The organism is Oceanobacillus halophilus, from assembly GCF_003628505.1.
Classification (GTDB): Bacteria; Bacillota; Bacilli; order Bacillales; family Amphibacillaceae; genus Oceanobacillus; species Oceanobacillus halophilus.
In genome coordinates this window covers 480982-506239 of sequence record NZ_RBZP01000002.1, presented here as the reverse complement: position 1 = coordinate 506239, position 25258 = coordinate 480982, and the positions used below count along the sequence as shown (strand labels likewise).

The following is a 25258-nucleotide window of genomic DNA, read 5'->3' as shown; positions in this document are numbered from 1 at the left end:
TTTACAGGAGGAACATATGTGAAGAAATATATTCCGATATTCATTTTATTTATATTTTCTATCTTCTTTTTAGCAGGATGCTCCGATGAAGAACGTTTTTTTACTATAGATAATGTAACCATCAATGCTTTCATTCAAGAGGATGGGACGATTCATGTAGAAGAATACTTTTCGTATACCTTTCATGGTTCTTACGAGGGGATGACGAGAGCGATAGAGTCAGATGTTCATGGATTTGAAGCTTTTATAACGGATGAGTCAGGACGCACGATAGAACCTTTGGAAACAGAAGAAGAGGATGGAACCTATAAAATCTACTCAGATTCCACCGATGAGAAGAAGAATGTTTCCTATCAGTATGCAATTGAAGGGTCCGTAAAAAAATACACAGATGTAGCAGATTTAAGGTATGCATTTTTTGATGAATCAAACGAGACAGACCTTCATCAAGTGGAAATCTCTATACATCCACCGGAAAACAATATGTCAAATACCCATTATTTTTTACATGAAGATGAAACTGGGAAATTATCCAGTAATGGCCAGAGCTTAGTCTATAACAATTCTCTGTTAGAATCAGGGGAACAATCATTAATTCGTTTTGTTTTTCCTGCCGAGCAATTGCCAAATATGGAAATGAGCAGTGAAAAAATGATGGAAGATGTCATTCTGGCAAACGAGGCAGAATTAGTAGAACGAAAGGCCAGTCTCAATGAAAACATGGAAAAAATCGTTCCCATCATTATAATTCTTATTGGAGTAGTTAGTATTACTACCATCCTCATGCTTATTTTTCATCCATTTCGTTATCGTGGGGATAAAAGCGTAGATGCTCTCATTCGGCTTCTTGAAAAAACAGATCCATTATTCGTGAAATATCTGTTTGGTCAAGGTTATTTATCAGAAGAAAGTTTTATTGCTGCCTTATTTTCATTGAAACAACGAGGAGTCGTAAAACTTCAAAAAGTTCCATCTGAGGTAACAAAAGATAAGAACACATTTCGCTTTACTTGGGTGAAAGATGAGGCGGAAGTTGATGCAGCAGATCAGTACCTGCGAACATGGTTATTTACCGAGTCAGACGATGCGGGTGACTATTTTCTATTGGAATCGGTTCTTGATCATAAGAGTGAATCGGATGAAGTGAAGAAGGAGAAGGCAGAACATTTCCAGAGCCATTTCTCCAAATGGACAGAATTAGTGAAAAAAAGGGAAGGATTTCAGGAATCACGCAAACCGTTTAAAGCTTATTCTTTTCTTTCGATACCAATTCTTTTAGCTTCATTTGGTTTGTATTATTACTTTACGACGATTGATACAATCAGCGCAACCGAACAGTGGGTGTTACCACTAATCACTGGTGTGATAACGATAATAGCATTGGTCTTTAACCGAAACAAATGGGTTCTTTATGCCTATTATTTTATGATCATTATCATGACAGCTATTGGCTTTAGTTTCACTCCTGCGATTATTTGGACATTAGTATTTTATGGGATATCCTTTATTGCATTATTAAGTGTACCGGCCAGATATTGGAACAAGGAAACTCGAAAATTAAAATTTGCTATTAAAACAGCAAATAAGTTATTGAAGAATGATCGTTATCCGGTAGATGCAAATGAAGAGAAAATAGAACGCCGGTTGGAGTATGCAATCGTTTTAGGGAATAGTGAAGCATATGCCAAAAGATGTGGAAAAGAAGTTGATGCCATGAACTGGGAGGCAAATCTTCCGTTGCTTGCTAATCCGGCATTTGCGACAGCAGCTTTTAACTCAACGGACTTTTCATTATACACCGCTACGCTGTCATCGAGCAGCAATACCACGAATACTACATCCTCTACAGGTGGTGGAGGAGCAGGTGCATTTTAATACAAAGGAGAAAGGGCGGCCATGTGCCAATTCCTTTCTCCTTTTTAATCCTTATTTTCGATTTGAATCGCACTTCTAGCGAGTTTATCCGCATGACTATTCTGCTTACTAGGAATCCATTTGAAGAAAACATATGGAAAGTGATTGGATTCCGCTCGTATTTTTTCCAGCAAAGGTAAAAAGGTAGCGTTTTTGGAATAATCCTTTTCTACCGTATCTACCACTATTTTTGAATCAGATCGAAAGGATAGAATCTCACCTGGAAAGGATTCCTTGCAGATTTCCAATGCTTTGATTACTGCATGAAATTCTGCTTCATGATTGGATAACTCCCCTAACGGAAAAGTATATTCATAGGTTGTATTGTTTGCTTTGATATAAATACCAGCCCCGCTTTTGCCAGGGTTCCCGCTCGATGCCCCATCTGTGTACACTTCAATCAACCAGTCGCACATCCTTCCCGCCAAATTATAGGCTAATACTATCGTAAATCTTACCATCTCATTGGGTGCCTGTCACTCCCCGAAATATGTCGAATGATGTTATGTTATACGTATACAAGTTCAATGTTTCACAAATTATCCATGGTTATGTACCTTTCCAGACAGTATAATAAAATTATTATTTGAAAGGTGGACTACATATGAGTAAAGGTTTAGATTTTGAGAAAGAAAATTCTGCATTACTAATTATTGATATGCAAAATGCATTTATCCATCCTGAGGGATCATTATCAAAAATGGGATTAGATACATCAAGAACGTCTAGTGTTATTCAACCAATTCAACAATTAAAAGAGGAATTTAACAAACAAGATAGACCAATAATTTATATCCAACATACCCATCGTCCAGACAAAACAGATGCAGGGTTAGTAGCCAAAGTGTTCCCTCCTATTATGGAACTAGGACATTGTTTCGATGGTACATGGGATGCGGAAATTATATCTGAATTGAGACCAGACCACACGGATTACATAGTCAAGAAACATCGCTATAGTGCTTTCTATCATACGCAGTTAGAAGAAGTGATGAAAGGATTAGGTGTCGAATCGTTAGTGGTGACTGGGATTGCGACCAATGTATGTGTAGAATCGACTATTCGAGATGCTTTTTATCGTGATATAAATGTATTTGTTCCAAGAGAATGCACTGCATCTTTCACAGAGGAAGCAGAACAAGGATCTTTTGGGAACTTTGAATTTGCTTTTGCACGAGTTGTATCAGTTGATGAAATGAAAAATTTATTAAGGGATTAAAATGGAAACAGGGGAGCAGTTGAAGTAGTTGAACTGCTCTTTTTTTCGTAAAGGTGCTGACCATACCATTATAAAGATAAAATAAAAAAGCCCTTCTCGGGATGAGAAGAGCTTTTTAAAAGCTTACTTACGCTTTAACAACGTTAGCTGCTTGTGGTCCACGGTTACCTTCTTCGATATCGAAAGTTACTTGTTGACCTTCTTCTAAAGTTTTGAAACCTTCACCTTGGATAGCTGAGAAGTGTACGAATACGTCGTCTCCACCTTCAACTTCGATGAAACCGAAACCTTTTTCTGCGTTAAACCATTTTACTGAACCTGTGTTCATAAGAAAATTCCTCCATGTGCTTTGTTAGCACGTTTATTACTTTTTCTGTTCAAGAGATAGATAACCAAGACCATAATCACTTAAAAGTTCTTACATGTGCTTGTATTGCTACCGAACATCAATAAGTTAATCTTATTATAACACGTAAAGATAGGAAATTATACATTTTAAATAAATAAATTTCAGTAAAATATGGAAAAACCTTATAAACCCTTGATTTAAAGGCTTATTTCTCTCTTCGAATTCTTTTTTTCTTCCAGCTTTTTGTGGTTTTTGACTTGGTGACTAGTTCCTGGCCACTGTTTTCACATTGTCTTAGATGTAGTCATTCATCATTTTTCCGTTACATCTTTTAATAAAATAACATGATTCCTCCTTATTATGGACATATTAAAGAAATAATGTTTGAAAAGATATCTCGAATGCATTGGGTTTTTGTTTTGCAGACTAACAAATATGGAGAAAAACAGATAGAAAGGACATTTACATCATGAATCGAAACTTAATAGATTGGCCTACTTTTATAGGTGCATTGTTCATTATTTTAGCTGTTTCCCTGCCATTAATGTTTTTCCCAGAAGCGGGAGCAGAAGTAATTAATGCGGCAAATACATTTATGACGACCAACCTAGGAGTTTTTTATATCCTGCTTGGTATTTCCGCGTTATTTTTCTTGTTATATGTAGCATTTAGTAAGCATGGGAAAATCAAGCTTGGTGGAAGGGAGGTAAAAAGAGAATTTAATACTTTTTCTTGGGCAGCGATGCTATTCTCAGCTGGTATCGGTTCGAGTATCCTGTATTGGGGAATGATAGAATGGGCGTATTACTATCAAGGACCACCATTTAATGCAGAGCCAGGATCACGTGCGGCAATTGAGTATGCAGCTTCTTATGGTATTTTTCACTGGGGACCAGTTGCTTGGGCTATTTATACATTACCTGCTCTGCCGATAGCTTACTTTTATTATGTTAGAAAAAAACCAGTGCTGAAAATAAGTGAATCGGTACGTCCGGTATTAGGGAAAGTAGTGGATGGCCCTATAGGCGTCTTAATTGATGTTCTGTTTATGTTTGGTTTAATGGGTGGGGCTGGAACCACTCTTGCTTTAGGAACGCCCATGATTGCTGAAGGTGTAAGTGAAATTACAGGAATTCCCGTGACGATGGGACTTCAGGCAATAATTATGTTAGTTGCTACGGCTATTTTTGCTTTGAGTTCCTATTCTGGTCTGCAAAGAGGGATAAAATTCTTAAGTGATATCAACATTTGGCTAGCCTTATTTATTCTAGGTTTTATCTTTCTCTTCGGTCCTACTTTATTTATTGGCGAAACAACAGTAACAAGTCTTGGAATCTTAATCGATGATTTCTTTCGTTGGGCAACATGGCTGGAGCCACTTGCTAATGTCGATGGATATGAGAATTCCGGATTCCCGGAATCTTGGACTGTTTTCTATTGGGCTTGGTGGCTTGTTTATGCGCCATTTGTCGGGTTATTTGTTGCTCGGATTTCACGTGGACGTACGATTCGCGAAATGATTCTAGGAACAATGATATGGGGAACCATCGGATGTGTGTTGTTTTTTGGAATACTCGGGAACTATGGGATGTACCTGCAAATTTCTGGTTCCTTTGATGTTATTGGATTTATGAATGAGTATGGGGCACCAGCAACGATTATTGAAATTTTAAACCAGTTACCAATTTCTGGAGTGATTGTATTTATCTTTACGATATTAGCGTTAATTTTCTTATCGACAACATTTGATTCCGCATCCTATATTTTAGCCTCTGTTGTTCAGAAGCACATTGATATGGGTGAACCGTTACGATGGAATCGCTTGTTCTGGGCATTCACCCTCTTATTACTACCAATGACACTCATGTTCATCGGTGGTCTGGAAACCCTGCAAACAGCAAGTATTGTTGCAGGTTTCCCGGTTTTATTCATCATGTTCTTACTCGCCTGGTCGTTTATCAAAGCATCAGGAGAAGACCTAAAAGCACACCGAGAATACCGAGCCAACGTCATCTACATCGAACGAAAACCAGAAAAAAAATCCAGATGAGGTGCCTGTCACTCCCCGGTTTTTGTCGATAGTGGTCGAAATGTTGCAATGGTGCAGGTTATTTAGAGAGTAGAAGAGAGAGGCTGTTGTCGGCTTCTCTCTTTTTGCTATATTTTTTTCAAAAGAAAGAAGGAAATATAAGCTTTTAAGTCTTGTGAGTATTGGGTTTATAAAGAGAATCAACAAAATCGACAAGAAATTACAAAACTCGAGTAGTGACAGGCACCGACTTTAAACTTATAATGGTAATTACATTCTGATAATTTTGAAAGGGGTGTGTATCGGATGCCGATTAATATTTCGAGGGAATTGCCAGCTCGAGAAATGTTAAAGCAGGAGAAAATATTTGTTATGGATGAAGATCGAGCAAGAACGCAGGATATTCGTCCATTGAATATATTAATTTTAAATTTAATGCCAGAGAAAGAAAAAACAGAATTACAGTTATTAAGATTACTTGGTAATACACCATTACAGGTGAATATTTCGTTTTTAAGGACAGCAACCTATCAATCCAAGCATGTCAGCAATTACCATTTGGATTCTTTTTATACCACATTTGAAAATGTAAAAAACAATCGCTATGATGGATTAATTATAACTGGTGCTCCGATTGAACACTTAGAATTTGAAGAGGTTAATTACTGGGAAGAATTAACACAAATCATGGATTGGGCTAAGGAAAATGTAACGTCCACCCTAAATATCTGCTGGGGAGCTCAAGCTGCCTTATATTATCACTACGGTATAGAAAAGTATCCATTACCAGAGAAATGCTTTGGTATTTTTAAACATAATATAGATGATCCGAGAGTAAAACTTGTTCACGGGTTTGATGAAGTATTTCATGCACCCCATTCCAGACATACAGGCGTTTTTAAAGAGGCTGTTGAGGCTCACCCGGACCTATATTTGCTTTCTATATCAGAAGAAGATGCTCCATTCATCATAATGTCAAAGGATGCTAAAAACATCATGATTACTGGTCATTTGGAATATGATGCAACAACACTTGCAGAAGAGTATCATCGTGATTTGGAACGCGGAATGGAAATTAAAATACCAAAGAATTATTTTCCGAATGACGATGTTAATGAACGCCCATTACATACGTGGCGATCACACAGTCATTTACTCTTTTCGAACTGGCTAAACTATTATGTGTACCAGCAAACACCATATGAATGGTAAACCATCTATAAAACTAGTGACAATTTACTTAAAGTTTTCGTTAAATAATATAAATTAAATAAGTTTCATAGTATAATAGTAGGTATATCTTTTGCAAAAACAAGAAAAAAATATGTTGGACTGTTGAAAGAGCCAAACCTACATGTTAAATACAGTAACGCTGGCATTGTATTATTACGCAACAAGAAAGACTTCTTCTGGTCCTGGGCAGTTAGGAATGAATAGGATTTCCCACGGGTTCGGGGCAGAAGAGCTTTTCTTATAAATTATTCATAGATACAGTGGCCAGGGTAACCGCCTCTCCATTATCAAAGTTAAATAAACAAATGGTTGATAGCGTTTTCATCCCGACGATGGTGTTAAACATTCAAATGACTTCTTGTAGACTAAATAAATTTACATAGAAGTATTCATTCATAAAATGAGACGAAACTGAATCTTCGGTGGCTATTGCAAAAGGTGTAAGGAACAATTTAGGAAGGGCTTAATGGAGCAATATGTACAAGTCAGCCCTCTCCATTTTAGGAATATCTTGCTTTTACTACACACAGAAAAGGTGATTAATGTGGAAAATGTTAGGAAGAGTGAATTTGATGTATTTCAAGTAGACGAACATAAGGCGGAGCCGGGTGATATCATCCAATTTCAACGAGAAAATGTTATTCTAGAAGGGACGGTTCTTCCATCTCACGGAGAAAACAGTATCATCGTAGATTTATCATCCATGCCTATAGAAGATTTAGAAATGTTTAATCATGGGTATTCCAATACGGTGGTAGCACACAGTAAATACAAAATTTTAGAGAAAAGATCTTAATATATTTCTAAGAAGCGAATGGTGAACAGATGCTATTCGCTTTTTAGATGGGAAAATATCTTATCGTGATTAGGAAAGTGGGCTGCATAGCAGATATGTTAAGCAATTATTTAACTATGGCTCGAGATTACGGAGGAATAAGCCAAAGACATAAGCAAAAAGTAAGTACATACTCAACACAAGAAAAAATTGCCCATCCATATAATTAAATAATTCGACAAATATCGGGGAGTGACAGGCACCCTAGCGAATAGTATAATAGTCTCAGTGTTTATTTTGTTCGCAAGGTTTATGAATTTGGACAAGGAGTGAGCGATTAATGGCGATACTTGTAACAGGTGGAGCAGGATATATCGGGAGTCATACGGTTTTATATTTAAAAGAACAGGGAGAAGAGGTTATCGTACTGGATAACTTCACCAAAGGACATAAAGCCGCATTATTGGAAACACCATATTACGAAGGAAACCTTCATGATGAAGCGTTATTGGATAAAGTATTTACAGAGAATACCATAGATGCTGTCATTCATTTTGCAGCGAGTTCTCTTGTAGGGGAAAGTGTTACCGACCCATTAAGTTATTATGAAAACAATGTAATGGGTACTTTCCATCTGGTGAAAAAGATGGTGGCGCATGATGTGAGACGCATTGTATTTTCTTCTACTGCTGCAACTTACGGTGAACCAGAATCAACGCCGATAAAAGAGGACGATCCAACAATACCGACAAACCCATACGGAGAAACAAAATTGGCTATAGAAAATATGTTGAAATGGAGTGACCAGGCATATGGACTAAAGTCTGTTTGTTTGCGTTATTTTAATGCAGCAGGTGCCGATCCAGAGGGTAGAATTGGTGAAGATCATGATCCAGAAACACACTTGATTCCAATAGTTTTACAGGTGGCTTTAGAGCAAAGAGAATTCTTGAAGATTTTCGGTGACGACTACAACACGGAGGATGGAACATGTATCCGTGATTATATTCATGTGATGGATTTGGCCCAAGCGCATTATTTGGCCGTGAAAAAGCTTCGTGAAACCGAAGAAAGCAGTATTTATAATCTAGGGAATGGACAGGGTTTTTCCGTAAGAGAAGTACTGGAGACATGTCGTCAAGTTACCGGAAGAATAATAGAAGCGAAAGTAGCACCAAGGCGAATGGGAGATCCAGCTATACTGATTGCATCCTCCAAAAAGGCGAAGCAAGAACTTGGCTGGACGCCACAATATGCAGCACTTGAAACAATGGTTCAACATGCATGGAATTGGCATGTGAATCATGAAAATGGCTTTAATGAATAAATGTAGTTAACTACATTTGTCGAAATATGGTATAATTTCGGTAAATTTAAATAGGGGAAGATGAGAATGTCTGTGGAGACAAGAAAAAATAAAAAGAAAAGACCACTATGGCAAAAAGTGACCTTTAGTGTTCTTGCGGTAGTATTACTTCTAGTAATTGGTGTTGGGGCATATGCTTTTTCCATCTATAATAATGCCAAACAAGCAGTAGATGTAGATATGCATGAAAAGGTAACATCCATTGATCCAAAAATCGTCAAACAAAAAGTAATCGATAAAGAACCTTTGAACATCTTGCTCCTTGGTGTCGATAAACGTGGTAGCGATAGAGGCCGTTCCGATGCATTAATGGTATTAACCTTAAACCCGAAAAACGACGCGATGCAATTAGTCAGCATCCCGCGTGATACGAGAACTATGATTGTTGGAAAAGGTATGGAGGATAAGATTAATCACGCTTATGCATATGGTGGAGCAGATATGTCGATTTCTACCGTTGAGAACATGCTGGATATTGAGCTGGATTATTTTGTTCAGATGAATATGGAAGGCTTATCTGACTTGGTAGATGTGCTTGGTGGAATTACGGTGAATAATGATATAGCTTGGGAAGGTTCAAATGGATTCACATACTCTGAAGGCGATCTTACGCTAGATGGTAATGAGGCATTAGGGTATGTTCGTATGCGGAAACAGGATCCAAGAGGAGATTTTGGACGTACAGATCGCCAGCGGAAAGTTATTACTGGAATTATTAATAAAGGGGCGAAGGTAGGTTCCGTAAATAAAATTAATGGCGTCATTGATGTACTAGGAAATAATATGACAACCAACATGGAGTTTAAAGACATGAAGGATTTGTTGTTAAATTATTCGAACGTACGACACAATCATGAAAGCTATATGTTACAAGGAAGCGGAACGAATATCAATGGAATTTACTACTATGTTATTCCTGACGAAGAAATAAACAAAGTCAGCAAAATGATAAAAGACATGAACTCTTAATATAAATCAAAGCCCCAATGCACTAGAAACGTGCATGGGGCTTTTAGATTGGAGCCTTTTAGGTGCCTGGCACTCCCCGATTTTTGTCGAATGGGAAGCAGTGACCTTAAAACCAGCCTTTTTGTCGGAACCATAAAAACATTAGAATGGTTACCAGCAGCATGACTCCAAGTACCGCAAAATAGCCATAATGCCAAGTGAGTTCCGGCATATGTACAAAATTCATTCCATATATGCCAGCAATAAAGGTAAGTGGAGCAAAAATGGATGTGATTACCGTTAGAATTTGAATGACTTTATTTTGCTGATACGAATTTAAGGAAATGAAATTATCACGAATATCATTCGTTATTTCACGATTTGAATCAACCATCTCGGATAGTTTCAATAAGTGGTCATAAATATCAGCAAAGTATTCTCGATGTTTTTGAATTCCTTGTAAATGGTGTGAATTTATCATTCGATAAAGCAGATCACGTATAGGATTAATCGTATGTCTTAACCGAAGAAGTTCATGCCGCAAATCAAATAATCTATCCAAAAGTAGGTTCATCGCTTTATTTTCAGGATTTTCTTCTACTTCATTAATTTGTTCCTCGAGCTGATAAATAATAGGAAAGAAGTTATCCACTACTTTATCAAAGACTTCATATAAAACGCGAAATTCATCCCAATCATCCATTTTTTCTCGTTTTATCATATTATTCCATACTTGATTTACTTCGGTAAGGTCCTGCAAATGAAAGGTTACAATATAATTTTCGCCCATAAAGAAGTCAATCTCATGTTGATTATACCGCTCTGTTCCTACCGTATGGTTAACGATTAAGGAGAAGTCATCATAATAATCAAGCTTAGGGCGCTGCTTGGCATGAATACAATCTTCAATGGCAAGTGGATGGAAATTCAAAACGGTATCAAGCTTATTTATTTCTTCATCTGTTGGTTTATTAAAATCAATCCACCACCACTTGTATTGATCTGATTGAAATTGGTCAATGTTACGTAACAAAACCTTTTCATTTTCCGATGTAATGGCAATAATTTGAATCATAGCAGCAACATACTCTCCTATTATCAAGCTTCTTCAATTACTTTCACTTAGCTATAACCGGAAGCGGGCCAAGCTATACTGGTACAGCTGATATCTGTATTACAAGATAAGTTCAACAAGCCTACAATGAAAACGCATGTTTGGTCCCTTGTTTTCCGGTTCATACTACTAGTAAACAGAGCCTTAACAGGCAGGAAGAAGGTTAGTAGTTATGAAAAAGGGAGTTACTTACACCATTAGACCACTGAAGCCAAATGAAATTTATGTAAAACAGGAAATGTGGTTAAACAGAATGAATGAAATGCAGAATATCGAAATAGTAAAAAAGTACAGTGATATCAGTTATCCTGCTATAAATCCGAAACGACCAGCATTAAATGAAATGACAAGATTTCTAAGTCATTCCGAGGAAAAGATGGATTTCGTTCTATTTTTTGCGGTAGAACACTTTGAAAAAGATAGAAAACGAATAAACTATGTCCTGCCACTCATCGAAAAGCATGTGAAAGAAGTCATATTTCAAGATTCTGAATATACTGCTGCAATCATACCTAGCATTCTACAAACGAAGCACACCACCCAAAGAAAAACAAGCTAACCCCATTCGACAAAACTCGGGAAGTGACAGGCACCAGAAGGCTAGAGAAAAACGATCCTCTCTAGCTTTCTATTTGGTTAAGTACCTCTTGTTGCACGGTTTCCCATGTCATGGATTTGAGTTCTAAATATTCCTTTGATATTTGTACGTCTGCAGTTCGTGGTTTTGGCAAATGATTGATTAACTCGGATTTCACCCTTCCAGGACGAGAGGTGAAGATAATTAAGCGGGATGATAGTAGCAAGGCCTCATCGATACTGTGAGTAATAAAAACAATCGTCTTTTTGCTTTGTTCATGTATTTTCACAAGCTGTTCCTGCATGATTTGTCTCGTCATCGCATCCAAAGCACCAAACGGCTCGTCCATTAATAGAATATCGGAATCACTTGCCAATGCCCGCGCAATAGACACTCTCTGTTTCATTCCTCCTGAGAGTTCTTTCGGATAGGAGTTCTCAAATCCTTCCAAACTAACTAATTTTATATATTCATCGGCAATTTCCCGACGTTTTTTCTTAGATATCTTTTTCATTTTTAGACCAAACTCAATATTTTCAAGCACTGTCTTCCATGGGAAAAGTGCATATTGCTGGAAAACCATGGTGGCATTAGAATGAATGCCGGTAACTACTTCATTATTTAACAAAATTTCTCCGCTGGTTGGCTGTTCAAACCCAGCTATTAAATTAAACAATGTTGTTTTTCCACTTCCAGAAGCTCCAACAATACATAGCAATTCTCCTTTTTCAACAGTCAGATTAATATTTTCAAGTGCTTTTACTTCCCCCTTTTTTGTTTCAAAAGATTTGCTAACGTTCCGTACTTCAATAATGGCGGCCATTGCCTTCACCTTCCTTCTTTACTGCCCATATGGGGATACTAGGTTTCTTCTCTCCATGGAATAATTTTTTTCTCTACCCAATTTAGGACAATATCGATGATAATAACGGTCAAACTAATCATTGCCATACCAAGGATAATAACATCTGTCATAAAGTATTCCTTTCCATTCATAATCAAAAATCCTAATCCTTCATTGGCAGCGACAAGCTCCGCACTGATTACCGTCGTCCATGCTAATCCGAGTACTACTTTTAAACCGGCAAATATACTGGGCATAGACCCGGGCAAAATTACTTCACGCATCACAGTAAGGTTGGAAGCACCAAAGTTCCGCGCAGCTTTTATTAAAATCGGGTTGACACTTCTTGTTGCATCGATTGTATAGAGCAATGCTGGTGCAAAAGAACCCATGAAAACAATGGCATATTTTTGCTCTTCACCAATTCCTAACCATAATAAAGATAAAGGAATCCACGCCATAGATGGGAGGGGGCGTATGATTGAGATAATTGGGTCGAAAATAGCTTTTAATGTTTTGGAACTACCAAGCAAGATACCAAAAGGAACAGCAGCTAAAGCAGAGATTAAAAAGCCTACGATAACTCGGCGAGAACTGGAAAAGATATGCCCGATTAATTCGCCGTCAATGAGCATCTGGTATCCTCTAACCACTACTTGGCTAGGGGCAGGTAAGAATAATGGTGGAATAAAACCCATTTGTGTGATGATTTCCCAGATGGCTAAAAATGATAGAAAAGAAAGGATACTTACAATTTTCAACGATAATGTAAACTTCTTTTTCTTTCGTTTAGGTGGTGATTTTTGATTGCGTTTCGGAAAGTTATTGGTATTTTTTTGGTTGGCTAAAGTCGGACTATTATGGAAGGATGTCAATGTTAATCCACTCCTTTACGTCAACCGAATTATTGATTAAATGGTTTTCTGTCATAAAGCTTGCAAGGAATTCTAATGTTCCAGTAAGTTCCCCATTTTCACTTAGCATGTCTTTTTGTTGTTCTAAATCTAACCAGTTCACATGATTGATTATTTGTTCCTGTTCATCGATATCTAAGTTTGTTAAGGTTACAAACAACTCTGCAGCTTCTTTAGGATTTTCTTCAATCCAATGGGCCGAATGGAAGTACCCTTTGACTAATTTTTCTGTCGTATTGGGATTGTCTTTAATAAATTCATTTCGAATAACAAGTACGTCTGGTCCAGAACCAAAGCCGTAATTTTTATAAATACTCGTATCTGTATCCATTGCTAAAACAACTGCTCCATCCACATGGGTTAGATTTTCAAAGTGAGGGGACCATATTGCTCCTGCATCAATTTCACCGGTTGTAAAGGAAGATACAATATCCCCACCAGCCATATTAATAATTTCTACATCTTTATTAAGGACGAGTCCATGCTGGTTGAAAATGTCTAGCAGCATAATATGGGAGCTGGAAGCAAAGGTTACCGCCACCTTTTTACCTCTTAGATCTTCTATACTAGTCATTCCTTTTGCTACAATTCCTTCTTGCCCAATATACGTATCAGGTGCCCCAAAGATTGAAAAGTTATCATCTCCAGCAGCCATTAAAGAAATAGCTGATATCGCACCAGTACTGGCAAAGTCAATTTCACCAGATGCAAGAGCTGTCATTCTTTCGGAGCTTGTTGAGAAGTTCATAAACTCCACATCGACACCCTGTTCTTCAAAAAAACCCTTTTCAACAGCAATATAGGCAGGCAAATGCCCTATCCAAGAAGAACCACCATAAGTAATTGTTTGAGATGCTATAGGTTCGTCGCCATTAATATTAGACGTGTTACTGTCACACGCGGAAAAGATGAGGATGAAGAAAATCGAAAACAGAATGAGCCAAAACATGTATTTTGGTCGTTTCATGATTGAACACTCCTTTTGAATTGGTTTGTAAAACGTTTTCAAAAGATTGAATTATAAAAAGCGGTATTAATTACGAATCAGGCTTAAAAGCTTTGATATAAATGAAATGGAAAATAATTGTTCAATATTTCACAAATAGGAATAAAAAAGTTTCAAATAAACAGAATATCTATTATCATTATAGCATATTAGCACTTACTGACGTTTGAAAAAATAGAGGGGAATGCCATGGATATATGACAATTTTAAGAATATATGAAAGCATAAAAAAACGAGCATATATGATGTCTCATATTAAAGGACATAGTGAACGTTTTCTGTTAACATGTAACTATGTATAATTGTATAAAAAGTGTTTTAAGGAGGTAAGGTATGGATTTTACGGGAGGAAATGGCCCAAATGGTCCGAATGAGGAACAAATGAAAAAAATGAAAAAAATCGGTAATCGTACTGGTATTATTTTAGGTATTATTTTCATTTTATTCATTTTGGGAACCATCGGATTGAAATGGGTAACTGAATATATATGGATGGATTCGCTTGATTTCGGAAGCGTATTTACCACCATATTTACAACGAAATTGATGTTAGGCGTAATTGGTTTTGTCCTATTTGCGGTAATTACTTATATTACTCTATTTTGGATTAGACGTGCCTATACGACGCATTTTGATGCGCACCAACTACCACCAATCTTTAACCAAAAAAAGGTGATGAACTGGATTATTGCTGGAGCTTCCCTGTTTATTGGTTTAATAGGTAGTTTGACGGTTCAGGGGATTGGCTGGGAACCGGCATTAAAAATAATGAATTATGTATCGTTTGATACGACAGATCCATTTTTTAATATGGATATTTCATTTTATATGTATATCTTGCCTTTCCTGCAATTTGTTATCAGTCTCTTATTGAGTCTAAGTATTTTTATTCTAATTGCAGAGATTGGTGCATATTCCGTGTTTCATATGTACCGCATGAGTAAAACAGCACAAGCACATCTAGGTTTTACGGTATTAGTTGTTGGTGTTCTTTTGGCGCTGACTCATTTGTTGGAACCATATGGAACATTATTGACTAATCAAGTAAATCTCTTTCAGGAAAGCGTTGTGCATGGGCTTAGCTATACAGACCGTATGATAAACATCCCTGTTGCTTATGTTCTTGCAGCTGCTGCCGTTATCGGTGCGGTTTGGATGATTATTGCTCTTAGAAAAGGTAATCTAAACGCGATTGCTAAACCAGTTATCCTGTATTTTGCACTGATTATCTTAGGGCAAGGTGCCTCAGTAGTTGTTCAAAATTTTGTTGTTTCACCTAATGAATTCAACAGAGAAGCACCATATCTTCAACATAATCTCGACTTTACTAGAGTTGCATACGACCTAGAAAATATGGAAGAACAAGAGCATCCAGGGAATGTAGAATCGCTGGATGAGGATTTAATCGAACGAAATTCTCTAACCATTGATAATGTAAGGATTAATGACTCAAGGCCACTATTAGATGTATACAATCAATTACAGACTTTCCGGACCTACTATGAGTTTAATGATATCGATATTGACCGTTATGAGATTGACGGAGAATATCAGCAGGTGTTTATAGGTGCCAGAGAGTTGAACACGGTTGATTTACCAGAGCAAGCGCAAACGTGGGTTAACCAAAATCTTCGTTATACACATGGGTATGGAATTGCGATGAGCCAGGTAAATGATGTAACATCACAAGGTCAACCGCAATACATGGTAAGAAATCTTCCGCCACAAGGTGTTATCGATATTAATCGACCACAGATTTATTTTGGCGAAGAAGATTACAATAGTGTAATTGTAGATTCGGAAGTAGATGAGTTTGATTACCCTTCCGGTGATCAAAATGTGACTACTCGTTATGAAGAAGAAGCGGGTATTTCACTCTCTGGGTTAAATCGTTTATTGTTTGCAATCGATGAAGGATCTTTCCGTATTTTAGTATCTGGACAAATAAATGGAGATAGTAAATTACTGCAAACACGTAATATTATGGACCGTGTGAACAGAATTGCACCTTTCTTTGAATATGATGAAGATCCATATATCTTCGTTCGTGAAGATGGCAGTCTTGCATGGATGCTTGATGCGTACTTATCAGAAGAAGGCTATCCATATGCAGAAAGTTATCAGGATGGTGGAAAGAATTACATTAAGAACCCTGTGAAAGTGGTCATTGATGCGTATACTGGTGAAGTGAATTTTTATATCACAGAACCGGATGAACCACTAGTTCAAACATATTATAGTATGTTCCCAGATCTTTTCACAGAAGAAATTCCTGAAGACGTTCGAGACCATTTCCGTTACCCAGAACGTCTGTTTAAAATTGAATCAGCTATGTATGGTACGTATCATATGACAAATCTGGAACTGTTCTACAACCGTGAGGATTTCTGGCAGTTCCCGACAGAAAGATATTACAGTGAAGATATCGTTATGGACCCATATTATATGACGATGAAACTTCCTGAATACGATGAAGAAGAGTTTATTTTGATGATGCCATATACGCCAAGGAACAGACAAAATATGATTGCCTGGATGGGTGTTCGTAACGACGGGGAAAATTATGGGGAAAAATTTGTCTATCGTTTTCCAAAACAAGAAAATGTTTATGGACCACAACAAATCGAAAACCGAATCAATCAGGACAGTGTCATTTCCCAAGAGCTGAACCTGTGGTCACAAGGTGGTTCTTCCGTTATTAGAGGGAATCTATTGGCTATTCCAATTGAAGATACGGTTCTATATGTAGAACCAATATATATAGAATCTTCCAATGAAACATCCTTGCCTGAAGTGAAACAGGTAGTTGTAGCCTATGGCGATCATATTGCGATGGAAGCAACGTTTGAAGAAGCGTTAGAAGAAATACTCAGACGAGTAGAATTAGGAATTAAGCCTGAGGAAATCCCTACAGAAGATGGGGAAGGTGCACTCCCAGATGAGGGTGCGACCGAAGACGAAGGCACTGTTGACGAAGAAGGTCAATCAGAAGAGCCAGATACAGATCCAATCTTAGGGGCAGATGAAGCATTACAAGAACTATCTAGCCTATTTGACCAGTATCAAGAAGCCCTATCCAGCGGAGACTGGCAAAAAGCCGGAGAACTCATGACAGAAATCGAACAAATGCTAGAGTAGATTTTGCCACTGACGGTGCCTGTCACTTCCCGGATTTTGTCGAACGCTAGAACCCTTGTGGTGCAAGGGGTAGAAGAATAGAAAAAAGCGAACGGTGCCTGGCACTGTTCGCATTTTTTCTATTTATTTGGAAAAGTTTAAAATTGAATTTTGGCTAATTAGCCATATACGATAAAGTATATTTTGTACCTGAAAATGAAAAATTAGCTTCTAGTTGCTGTTAAAAATGCATTTTTGGAGATTTTACTATATATAGGGTTTATTTTATAATGACAAGGAAAGGTGGTGAGGAACAATGGAAAGTAAGGAATTATTACAGGTGATTCATCAGCAACAGAAAGAATTTCAAGAAGAAGTCAGAGTTCAATTTGTTAGTATGAATGGGAAATTTCAGAAGATAGATAATCAGTTCGAAAAAGTAAATGGAGAGTTTCAGAAAATAGATGACCGATTCGAAAAAGTAAATGGAGAGTTCCAGAAAATAGATGACCGATTCGAAAAAGTAAATGGAGAGTTTCAGAAGATAGATAATCAATTCGAAAAAGTAAATGGCAAGTTTCAGAAGATAGATGACCAATTCGAAAAAGTAAATGGCAGATTCCAAAAGATAGATGATCAATTCAAAAGACAGGAACAACATCAAACGAATCTAGAGGAAAAAGTGGATATTCTCACAGCACAAACTAATAATGCAGTTAAATCCTTACTGGAGAAAATGACGGATATTCGAGATAATATGGTCGATAGATATGAAATAGACTTTGTTTATGAGAAAATACAATATTTAGAAAAAGAAATTTTTAAACTAAAACATGAATAACAGTACCTTGGTAAAAACAGCTAGATAAAGGATAATTGACATCCCTCCTTTATCTAGCTGTTTTTCTATTTACCCAATATTTACAATTAGTAGAAACTATTTTACGAAACGACAAATTTTGACAAAATGCGGGAAGTGCCAGGCACCAGGGTGGAGTGGTACAATGGATTTAATAGATTATACAAGAATGGGGTGATGACGATTTTTAGTGATTCTTTTAAGAAGGTAACGGAGGCGAGTTATCTTACGGCGGATAAGGCTTGGAGTTATCGGGCAATCTTACGTTACTTTTACATACAGCATGAAAGAATGCGGGAATTTTTATTTCCGGAAGAAGTTTTTGCCTATTTGAAGGAATATAGGGACTTTGCTAATTACACGGAAGAGCAGCTACAGCAGGATTTGGACCAGTTGGTAAAATGGAATAATTTAGTGGCACGTCAGGAAATGAGTAGGGCACATACAATTGAAGAATTTAAGAAGAAACGATTTCGTTATCAAACAACGCCTTATACGGTTGAATTTGAACGAATGCTAATCGAAATGGAAAAAGATGGTGGTGGCTTTGGCGGGTCACTGGAAAAGAAAGAGTTTGAGCGACTCTATCAAACATTAGCCAAAATAGAGAAGCTACTTGAAAAAGAAGAGCTGCCATCCAGTGATGAATGTTCTCAAGTTTGGAGTGATTTATTTACCTATTTCCGGTCCATTACGCAGAATACCTCTGATTATATTGCCCATTTAAATAGTGAAGAAGCGGAGGAACGGATGCAAACGGAAGCCTTCCTTGTTTTTAAAGATCAGTTTACTACCTATTTGCGTGACTTTATAATTGGGCTGCAGCACACCGCGTTAACGATACAAGCAACCCTTCAAAACATAAAGGAGGAAAAGCTTCTTTTATTCATCCATCAAGTGATTCTTCATCAAAAGCAAGTTCCGCGTTTTGAAGATTTAGGAAGAGAAGACCAGGAATTAGTCCGTGATCAACAAGAAAAATGGGAAAGTCTGAAAACATGGTTTCTTGGCAATGAACATCGAGAAAGCGAGCTGGAGAGCCTGGAAATACGAACAAATGAACAAATTCGCCGAATTACTCGTGTTGTTCAGCGGTTAGGAGAGCGAAGTCACTCATTTCGGAGTCGAAAAAAAGACTATTTGTATTTAGCTAAATGGTTTGACTCCTTTTCCTCTGTTCAGGAAGCTCATCAATTATCTGCCGTGGCTTTTGGTGTCATACACACCCGGCACATATTTAGTGATCAAGTGCCAACAGATGATATTTATACAGATATATGGGAAGAAATTCCTGTACAGCATGTAACGAAACCTAGAATTCGTAACTACCGGGAAAAAACCAAAGCAGGAGCAATTGTAAGTAATCAAAAGCAAAAAGAGGAAGCACGCGAAAAATATTTAAAAGAAAAAGTGGCTGAACATGAAGCACTAAATAAATACATGGATGGCGATAAGATCGAACTTAAAAACCTGCCGTCTATCGAAACACATGTCCGAAAAATGCTGTTAGGATGGATTGGAAAGGCAATGGCAAAGAAAGATCGGACATTTAAAACCGAGCATGGGCGTAAAGTACGAGTAATCCTATCAGAAAACGAGCGAATCACCCTTCCTGCAGATGATGGAATGATTGAAATGCCAGCTGTTATGTTTCAATTTTTAGATGAGGTGAATGTGTAGTGGATAGCAATCTATTCGATGAAAAAGCAGAATTTGGATTGAGATTATTATTGGAGAAATTTTGGATTTTACGGTCAAAAGATCCAGAACAATACCAGCTTATTCGTGAACGGGAAAAAGTGCTAAAGAGATATGTGGACGATAAATTTGGTTTTGATTTGACTGTTCATCAGCATTTTATCAAATTAGAAAAAATTCCAGTACAGACGAAAAGCTGGATGGGAATACAGGGGTTTCAAGCACCCTTGGATTATGCAATCTTTTGCTGTGCACTTGCATTTACAGAAAATCGTTCCGTTGATGAACAATTTTTGCTTTCGGAAATATGCGAGGAAATGAAAGACATCTATCCAGGTGAATTTCCTTTAGATTGGACGAACTATAATCACAGGAAATCCTTAGTGCGGGTCATTAAGCAACTGGAAAAATTGGCGATTCTAACGACGGTAGATGGGGAAATTGATCAGTTTGCTCAAGACGAGGGGCAGGAAGTTCTTTATGAAGTAACGGTATATGCAAGATATTTTATGCGAACGTACCCAAAAGATATTTTCGAATATGATTCCATGGAAGACATATTAGAACAGGAATGGGAACGTCATGAAGCAGGTGCGAGGAGAAAACGGGTTTATCGTCAGCTTTTCCTCTCCCCTGTGGTGTATCGGCGAGGGGAAGATGATCCTGATTTTGCCTACATCCGAAATTATCGGAATCGATTAAAAGATGATATTGAGGAGCATACATTATTTCGCTTGGAAGTATTCAAAAATGCCGCCATGCTTGTAACAGATGAGAAAAAACAGGAATTTACTCTTTTTCCGGATCAAAAAGCGATCATGGATGTTGCGCTTCATTTTTCTGCCTATTTACGTAATCACCTAAATGATTTTCCAGTGGATACCATGGGAAACGTTCGATTAACTTACGTACGATTGGAACAAATGATGACACAAGTCCATCAGCAATATGGAAAGGGCTGGAGCAAACAATATAGGAATGGAACGATTCAGCAAACGTTACACGAGTTCCTTGCATTATTAAAGGACTGGGAGATGCTTGAGGAAGATTCCATGACGAATACGTATCGAATTAAACCGCTGCTTGGTCGGGTTTCTGGATATTATCCTAGTGACTTTTTACAGGAGGAGGCGCAATCCAATGAATAAAGCAAATAAATGGAAAATGAACCGGGCTGGGCTATTAAATTTTTGGTATTATGATGATGAAATTTTTGACTTTGCAGATGGGAAGCTGCTACTTCGTGGAAGTAATGGTTCAGGAAAATCTGTTACGATGCAAAGCATTTTACCAGTGCTGCTAGATGGGAAAAAGTCCCCAGACAGATTAGATCCATTCGGCTCGAAAGCACGTAAAATGGAAGATTATTTGCTTGGAGAAAAAGAAGTTTCCAACCGTGATGAACGGACAGGCTATTTATTTTTAGAGTATAAACGGGAAGATACGAATCAGTATATAACAACAGGAATCGGACTTCAGGCAAGACGCCATAAAACGATGAATGCTTGGTATTTTATAATTACCGACAATCGCCGAATAGGAAAAGATATTTTTTTATACGAAATGGAAAAGAATGCTGGACAAGAGCAGAAGATTCCCTTATCGCGTATCCAGTTAGAGAATCGAATTGGATCTGGGGGGCAAGTGGTTCGGACACAAAAGGAATATATGAAGCTGGTAAACAAGTATGTATTTGGCTTCGTTGATATGGATTCCTATGAAGATTTAATCAAATTGCTTATTCAGCTGCGCAGTCCCAAACTGTCTAAGGATTTTAAACCAACGGTCATTTATGAAATCCTTGAAGCGGCATTGCCACCATTGACTGATGATGATTTAAGGCATCTTTCCGACACGATAGAACATATGGATCAAACAAAACAGCAAATTGAACAATTGGAGAGAGAAAACACCGCCATTACGAAATTAATAAAGCGTTATGACGTGTACAACCAATATAGCATTGCCGATAAAGCAAAAGAATATTTGACAGTAAAGAAACGATTGGACAAGGAAGAAAAGGGAAAAAAGGCTAGCCTTGCCGAACAGGAAGAACGGAAGCAGGAACTGGAGCAATTGAAGGATCGGAATGTGCAACTTGAGCAGGATATGGAAGTGCTGGAACAAAAGAGTAATCGTCTGCAAAAACACAAAGTGTGGGATTTGGAAGAGGAACTCACGAAACTAATGGACAATTTGAAGACTGTAACGAATGATATTCAAGACAAAGACACGAAGCTTACGAGCAAAAAGCAAAAAGAAATAGATACGAAGAAGGAACTGGATATATTAGAGGCGGCTATTTCAGAGAACGAACAAGACATGGAAGATACGCTGCTTGATCTGCAGGCAGATGCAGAAGAAGCCTCGTTTGGATGTCATCGTATCAATGAAGAGGATTTTTACCGAAATGCAACGGATAATTTTGACTTTGAGGTATGGAACCGTGAGGCAGATAATCATTTTAAAAATTTAGAAACAATTACAAATGAATTAGGTGTTTTTGAACAATTAAAAACACAAGTAACCAATCTGCAAAATAAAATAGGAACGATCCGGATGGAAGTAGATCAAGAAAAAGCAGAACTAGAAGACTGGTCCAAAATTTTCGAAAAAGACAAACAGGCAAAAGTAGAGCAAATCTATCGTTGGAAGGACAATTATTCCTTTATCCACATGGATGAAACGGTATTACAGCAGGTTTCCCGAAAAATGGATCAGCTTTATGAGCCTTATACGTATGAGGCGATTCGCTCTCCGTTTTTGGAACAGAACAATGAGTATCAAATGCAGACGAACGAAAAGATAGCCACCGAAAGAAGCAAGGTAACGATCGTAGAAACCAAGATTTCGGAAAAAGAAGCAGAACTATTGGAACTGAAACAAAGAAAAGATCCGGAACCGCCGAACCAACAAGAAGCAACAAGAGAGGCGAGGAGCATGCTTCGTGAGAACGGTCATGCCTTTCTTCCTTTTTACGAAGCAGTAGAATTTCAGGAACATGTACCAGAAGAGGTACGACAACAAATTGAGGCGATACTTCTGGATACTGGCACGCTGAATGCCTTGATTACAGAGAAGGAAATCCCTGTAAGACATGATCGAATCATTCAACCAAAGCCGAACATGATGGCCCATACATTAGCTGATTATCTCCACCCGGATGTGGAGGAGAATTCTGCCGTTTCGGCTATTACAGTGGATGAAGTTTTACAAAGTATTCTAGTGAATGACGCGATGGAAGCCGAATCTGGTATGCAGATCCAGGAGGACGGAACCTATTACATGGGACTCCTTTCTGGACATGCCGTACCAATTGAACGTGTTCGATTTATTGGAAAAAATGCCCGGAAACGCTATCGAGAAGAACAAATCAGGCAGTTACAGGAAGAGATTGCTCAATTACAAGAGGAGAAACAGGAAATACTCGCTCGCATCGATCGCTTACAGGAAAAAATACAAGAAGCAAAAGCTGCTATTTCTCATTTTCCAGATGATACGGATCTTTCGGAAAGCTTTCATCAGATGAAAGAAAAGCGCTTTAAGATGGAACGGCTAGAGAAAGAAATTCAAAAAATAAATGAAGAGCTGGAAGAGGCGATAAACAATTATCAGATGGTCAAACGAACCCTTGATACAAGGACTCGTGATTTGAATATTGAATTTACTAAAGAAGCATACCAAAAGGCAAGAGACGCGATGCGTATGTATGAAAAAACGTTGGGCGATTTGCGTAATAGGTATACTGCATACTTGCATCAGAAGAGAAATATGCAAATCTTTCAACAGCAATTAGAAGAATTACTAACCGAGATAATGGATGTAACAGGCGAATTAAATGTCCTTTCTGATCGCAAAACAAAATTGGAAGCACATCGTGAGGAAATTGAAAAGCAGATGGCAGCCCATGGTGTAGAAGATATTCGAAAACAAATTCAGGAAGTTCAAAGGAGTCTTCAGGTGACGAAGGAGGAGCTCCAGGAAATTACCAAACGAATTCCTAAAATAGAATCTGATTTAGAAAGGATAACCGAACAAATTTCCCAGCAAAAGCGGAAAGTAACTTTCTTTCGTCAGCTGCTGAAGGCATGGTCTGAGGCTGTTACCAAGGAATTAAGTTATGGATTTATTTTTATTCCTGAAGAGATGGACCGGGAGCAAGCGGAAGAGTGTGCAAAATGGATTTATAAGGAATTTAAGCAAATTCTGGATGAGAAGGACTCATCCAAGGTGGAAGCACAACTAACAAATGTCTTTTATGAACAACAGTCTGATTTGATGGAATACCGTATGACGGAAACGCAGGATTCTATGGTTGCCTTTAATTGGGAGATGGAGGATTGGACCGATGAGGAAATCATTCAAATGGAGAACCTGAGAAAGAAAGTGTCTCGTAGAATGATCCATCTTGATTTTCAAGGAAAAAGGGTCAGTCCGTATTATGTGAAAGAACAGATTGAAAAAGATAAACTGACACAGCAGAATTTACTGGATGATCAGGACCGACAACTTTACGAAGATATTTTATTTGACTCGATTGGACGAAAGCTTCGCAGCCGAATAAGAAGAGCGCAAATTTGGACGGAAAAAATGGACAAGCTTATGCGAGAAAGTGATTCATCTTCTGGACTTTCCTTTTCTATCCGCTGGAAACCTCGAACCGCAGAAACAGAAGCAGAAATGGACACCAAAGAATTGGTTGATTTGCTGCAGCTTGATTCGAGATTATTAAAAGAGGAAGACGTCAAGCAAGTAACCGAACATTTCCGCTCGAAGATAACACGTGCGAAGGAAATGGTAGAACTTAAAGGTGAAGGCTCCACACTAATTCAGGTGTTGAAGGAAGTCTTGGATTATCGCTATTGGTTTTCCTTTGTTTTATCCTTTAAGCGGACAGGAGAACCGAAGCGAGAATTAACCAACCATGCATTCTATCAATTCAGTGGTGGAGAAAAGGCAATGGCCATGTACATTCCATTGTTCACAGCTTGTTATTCGAGGTATTCGGAGGCAGATAAGACCGCACCATATATTATATCCTTGGATGAGGCATTCGCTGGCGTGGACGAAGATAATATCAGTGTGATGTTTCGAATTGTCGAGGAGCTTGGATTCGATTATATGATGAATTCTCAGGTCCTCTGGGGAGATTATGAAACGATATCCTCGCTATCTATTTGTGAACTGGTTCGACCGAAGAATGGCAACTTTGTAACAGTTATTCGGTACCATTGGAACGGAAACCAACGTTCGTTGCTGGTGAACGAAAAAGACAAGATAACGGAATAAACTTTGA

The 25258-nt window shown here is 37.9% G+C and carries 19 protein-coding genes; 13 read left to right on the top strand and 6 right to left on the bottom strand.

Annotation, left to right across the window (positions count from 1 at the left end; genetic code table 11):
• Positions 1 to 18 precede the first annotated feature (18 nt).
• On the top strand, positions 19 to 1875 hold the full coding sequence (locus D8M06_RS06310) for a DUF2207 domain-containing protein (RefSeq protein WP_158591741.1): 1857 nt from the start codon (positions 19 to 21) through the stop codon (positions 1873 to 1875).
• Between the two features lie 44 nt (positions 1876 to 1919).
• On the opposite strand, the gene D8M06_RS06305 is transcribed toward D8M06_RS06310, so the two are convergent.
• Positions 1920 to 2318 carry a ribonuclease HI family protein gene (locus D8M06_RS06305; RefSeq protein WP_121203533.1) on the bottom strand — a complete coding sequence of 133 codons (399 nt, stop codon included), beginning with the start codon at positions 2316 to 2318 and terminating at the stop codon, positions 1920 to 1922.
• Positions 2319 to 2518: 200 nt separating this feature from the next.
• Here D8M06_RS06305 and D8M06_RS06300 point away from each other — a divergent pair, with 200 nt between their 5' ends.
• Positions 2519 to 3133, top strand: coding sequence for a cysteine hydrolase family protein (locus D8M06_RS06300; protein ID WP_121203532.1), 615 nt, complete (start codon positions 2519 to 2521; stop codon positions 3131 to 3133).
• 127 nt (positions 3134 to 3260) lie between these two features.
• Here D8M06_RS06300 and D8M06_RS06295 read toward each other — a convergent pair whose 3' ends face one another.
• On the bottom strand, positions 3261 to 3461 hold the full coding sequence (locus D8M06_RS06295; protein WP_121203531.1) for a cold-shock protein: 201 nt from the start codon (positions 3459 to 3461) through the stop codon (positions 3261 to 3263).
• Between the two features lie 490 nt (positions 3462 to 3951).
• Here D8M06_RS06295 and D8M06_RS06290 point away from each other — a divergent pair, with 490 nt between their 5' ends.
• The 5 genes from D8M06_RS06290 (at position 3952) to D8M06_RS06270 (ending at position 9854) form a co-directional block, all read left to right on the top strand.
• Positions 3952 to 5532, top strand: a complete 1581-nt coding sequence (locus tag D8M06_RS06290) for a BCCT family transporter (protein WP_121203530.1) — start codon at positions 3952 to 3954, stop codon at positions 5530 to 5532.
• A 285-nt stretch (positions 5533 to 5817) separates the two neighbouring features.
• Positions 5818 to 6723, top strand: a complete 906-nt coding sequence (gene metA / locus D8M06_RS06285) for a homoserine O-acetyltransferase MetA (protein WP_121203529.1) — start codon at positions 5818 to 5820, stop codon at positions 6721 to 6723.
• A 487-nt stretch (positions 6724 to 7210) separates the two neighbouring features.
• Positions 7211 to 7540, top strand: a complete 330-nt coding sequence (locus D8M06_RS06280) for a DUF2187 family protein (RefSeq protein ID WP_121203528.1) — start codon at positions 7211 to 7213, stop codon at positions 7538 to 7540.
• Between the two features lie 319 nt (positions 7541 to 7859).
• Positions 7860 to 8846 (top strand): UDP-glucose 4-epimerase GalE, encoded by a 987-nt coding sequence (gene galE, locus D8M06_RS06275; protein WP_121203527.1) that lies wholly within the window; start codon positions 7860 to 7862, stop codon positions 8844 to 8846.
• A 66-nt stretch (positions 8847 to 8912) separates the two neighbouring features.
• Complete coding sequence (locus D8M06_RS06270) at positions 8913 to 9854, top strand: LCP family glycopolymer transferase (protein ID WP_121203526.1); 942 nt, start codon at positions 8913 to 8915, stop codon at positions 9852 to 9854.
• 106 nt (positions 9855 to 9960) lie between these two features.
• Here the strand turns inward: D8M06_RS06270 and corA are convergent, their stop codons facing one another.
• Entirely contained in the window at positions 9961 to 10908 is a 948-nt protein-coding gene (gene corA / locus D8M06_RS06265; protein ID WP_121203525.1) for a magnesium/cobalt transporter CorA, read from the bottom strand.
• A gap of 211 nt (positions 10909 to 11119) precedes the next feature.
• Here corA and D8M06_RS06260 point away from each other — a divergent pair, with 211 nt between their 5' ends.
• On the top strand, positions 11120 to 11506 hold the full coding sequence (locus tag D8M06_RS06260; RefSeq protein WP_121203524.1) for a hypothetical protein: 387 nt from the start codon (positions 11120 to 11122) through the stop codon (positions 11504 to 11506).
• A gap of 61 nt (positions 11507 to 11567) precedes the next feature.
• Here the strand turns inward: D8M06_RS06260 and D8M06_RS06255 are convergent, their stop codons facing one another.
• From D8M06_RS06255 to D8M06_RS06245, 3 genes are read right to left on the bottom strand one after another with little or no spacing between them, the layout of a single operon-like run.
• Complete coding sequence (locus tag D8M06_RS06255) at positions 11568 to 12347, bottom strand: ABC transporter ATP-binding protein (RefSeq protein WP_121203523.1); 780 nt, start codon at positions 12345 to 12347, stop codon at positions 11568 to 11570.
• 38 nt (positions 12348 to 12385) lie between these two features.
• Positions 12386 to 13243, bottom strand: a complete 858-nt coding sequence (locus D8M06_RS06250; RefSeq protein WP_206613285.1) for an ABC transporter permease — start codon at positions 13241 to 13243, stop codon at positions 12386 to 12388.
• Complete coding sequence (locus D8M06_RS06245) at positions 13227 to 14249, bottom strand: ABC transporter substrate-binding protein (RefSeq protein ID WP_121203522.1); 1023 nt, start codon at positions 14247 to 14249, stop codon at positions 13227 to 13229. The genes D8M06_RS06250 and D8M06_RS06245 overlap by 17 nt, the downstream gene beginning before the upstream one ends.
• 372 nt (positions 14250 to 14621) lie before the next feature.
• Between D8M06_RS06245 and D8M06_RS06240 the strand changes: the two genes are divergently transcribed.
• The 5 genes from D8M06_RS06240 to D8M06_RS06220 all read left to right on the top strand — a co-directional run bounded on the left by D8M06_RS06240 (position 14622) and on the right by D8M06_RS06220 (position 25251).
• Positions 14622 to 17426 carry a UPF0182 family membrane protein gene (locus tag D8M06_RS06240; RefSeq protein WP_241558861.1) on the top strand — a complete coding sequence of 935 codons (2805 nt, stop codon included), beginning with the start codon at positions 14622 to 14624 and terminating at the stop codon, positions 17424 to 17426.
• A gap of 295 nt (positions 17427 to 17721) precedes the next feature.
• Positions 17722 to 18246: a hypothetical protein gene (locus D8M06_RS06235; protein ID WP_121203521.1), complete on the top strand. Its 525-nt coding sequence runs from the start codon at positions 17722 to 17724 to the stop codon at positions 18244 to 18246.
• Between the two features lie 195 nt (positions 18247 to 18441).
• Positions 18442 to 19944, top strand: coding sequence for a TIGR02677 family protein (locus tag D8M06_RS06230; RefSeq protein WP_121203520.1), 1503 nt, complete (start codon positions 18442 to 18444; stop codon positions 19942 to 19944).
• Positions 19944 to 21110: a TIGR02678 family protein gene (locus D8M06_RS06225; protein ID WP_121203519.1), complete on the top strand. Its 1167-nt coding sequence runs from the start codon at positions 19944 to 19946 to the stop codon at positions 21108 to 21110. Before D8M06_RS06230 ends, D8M06_RS06225 begins: the two co-directional genes overlap by 1 nt.
• Positions 21103 to 25251 carry a TIGR02680 family protein gene (locus tag D8M06_RS06220; RefSeq protein WP_121203518.1) on the top strand — a complete coding sequence of 1383 codons (4149 nt, stop codon included), beginning with the start codon at positions 21103 to 21105 and terminating at the stop codon, positions 25249 to 25251. Before D8M06_RS06225 ends, D8M06_RS06220 begins: the two co-directional genes overlap by 8 nt.
• The last annotated feature ends 7 nt before the right edge of the window (positions 25252 to 25258 follow it).